This window comes from Streptomyces boncukensis, from assembly GCF_011045075.1.
Lineage (GTDB): Bacteria > Actinomycetota > Actinomycetes > Streptomycetales > Streptomycetaceae > Streptomyces > Streptomyces boncukensis.
In genome coordinates this window covers 1-2,218 of the sequence record NZ_JAAKZZ010000808.1, presented here as the reverse complement: position 1 = coordinate 2,218, position 2,218 = coordinate 1, and the positions used below count along the sequence as shown (strand labels likewise).

At 74.3% G+C, this 2,218-nt stretch carries 1 protein-coding gene; it reads left to right on the top strand.

All coding sequences use genetic code 11. The annotated features are described in order from the left end of the window. On the top strand, positions 1–2,085 hold a 2,085-nt coding region (locus G5C65_RS35860), incomplete at its 5' end, for a SulP family inorganic anion transporter (RefSeq protein WP_165303232.1). Positions 2,086–2,218: the final 133 nt, after the last annotated feature.

Sequence of the window (2,218 nt, the reverse complement as noted above, 5' to 3'; positions counted from 1 at the left end):
CCCGCGGCCGGTCTGACAGTGGTCACGGCCGAGCTGATCCAGATCTACGGCTGGCGCACCACCTGCGCGATCACCGTGCTCGCCGGGCTCGCCCAGCTCGGCCTCGGCTTCCTGCGGGTGGCCCGCTGGGCGCTCGTGGTGAGCCCGGCGATCGTGCACGGCATGCTCGCCGGGATCGGCACCTCCATCGCGCTGGCGCAGCTGCACGTCGTGCTGGGCGGCAGCCCGGAGAGCTCGGCGGTGTCCAATGCCGCGGCGCTCCCCGGCCGGCTGGCCGCGCTGCACCCCGCCGCGCTCGCAGTCAGCGCGCTGACGATCGCGCTCCTCCTCGGCTGGCCCTGGCTGCGCCGCCACGGGGGACGGATCGGCAGGACGGTCGGCGCGGTCCCGGCCGCGCTGGCGGCGGTGGCCGCGGCCACCGCCGTGGCCACCCTGGCGGACCTCCGGCTGCCCCGGGTGGACCTCCCGTCGTGGCGTTCGCACGCGCTGCCGGAGCTGCCCGAAGGGCCGGTGCTGGGGCTGCTCTCCGCGGTGCTCACCATCACTCTCGTCGCGAGCGTGGAGTCGCTGCTGTCCGCGGTCGCCATCGACAAGCTGGCCTCCAGGCGCACCGGTGAGGACCGGGTGCCCCGCGCCGACCTCGACCGCGAGCTGCGCGGCCAGGGCAAGTCCAACATCGTCTCCGGTGCGCTGGGCGGGCTCCCGGTCACCGGCGTGGCGGTGCGCAGCACGGCGAACGTGAACGCGGGAGCGGTCAGCGGCAACTCCGCGATGCTGCACGGCTGCTGGGTGCTGCTGGCCGCCGGACTGCTCGTCGGGATGCTGGAGCTGATCCCGCTGGCGGCGCTGGCGGCGCTCGTGATGGTCGTCGGCGTGCAGATGGTCAACCTGACCCACATCCGGACCGTGACCCGGCACCGCGAGGTGCTCGTGTACGGGGCGACGGCGCTGTCCGTCGTGCTGCTGGGCGTCCTGGAGGGCGTGGGAATCGGCGTCGCGGTGGCGGTGGCCCTGGCGATGCAGCGGCTGGCGCGGACGCGCATCACGGTCGAGAAGGAGGACCGCCCCCGCAACCCGGTGCACCGTGTGCGGGTGCGCGGACAGCTGACGTTCCTGGCGGTCCCCCGGCTGAGCCGGGCGCTGGGACAGGTACCGGAAGGAGAGAAGGCGGTGGTGGAGCTGGACGGCACCTTCATGGATCACGCCGCGTACGAGACACTGGAGGACTGGCGGAGCGCACACGCCGCGCAGGGCGGCAGCGTGGAGGTCACCGGTCGCGCGGGGCAGCACATCGCGGAGCCAGCGACCGGCCACACCTGCACCCCGTGGACACCCTGGCGCAACCACCAGTGCACGCGCCCCCATGGGGAGCAGGCGCACTACACCCCGCGGCGCGGCCAGCTGCTCGGCGGCGTACGCAACTTCCAGCGGATCACCGCCCCCCTCGTGCGGGACGAGCTGGCCCGGCTGGCCGAGGAGGGACAGCGGCCCTCCCAGCTCTTCCTCACCTGTGCGGACTCCCGCCTGGTCACCAGCATGATCACATCAAGCGGCCCCGGCGACCTCTTCACCGTCCGCAACGTCGGCAACCTGATTCCGCCGCCCGGCGAGGAGTCGGGGGACGAGTCCGTCGCCGCGGCCATCGAGTACGCGGTGGACGTGCTGCGGGTCGAGTCCATCACCGTCTGCGGCCACTCCGGCTGCGGGGCCATGCAGGCGCTGCACGGCAGTGCCGCAGCCGGCGGCGTCGACGGCTCACCGCTCGGACGGTGGCTGCGCCACGCACGGCCGAGCCTGGAGCGCCTGGCCGTACGGGACGGCGCGGGCCCCCGGTTCGCGGACCGGGAGGCGGCGGACAAGACGGAGCTGCTCTGCCTGGCCAACGTGGTGCAGCAGTTGGAGCATCTGGCGGCCCACGAGTGCGTGGCGCGCAGGGTCCGGGAGGGCGCACTGGAGCTGCACGGCATGTACTTCCACGTCGGCGAGGCCCAGGCGTACGTCATGGACCTCGACGGAACGAGCGTGCGACGCCCGGTCTTCGCCGCTGTACGCCCCGACGCCCTCGCCCATCAGGACGCCCGCTAGAACGCCCGACAGGACGCCCGACAGGGCACCCGCCGGGACGCCCGCCGGGACGCCCCGGACGAAGCGCGCCCCCGGACGCCCGCTGGGGCGCGTACGAGGGACGCGTACGGCAGGCCCGTACGCGTCCCTCCCC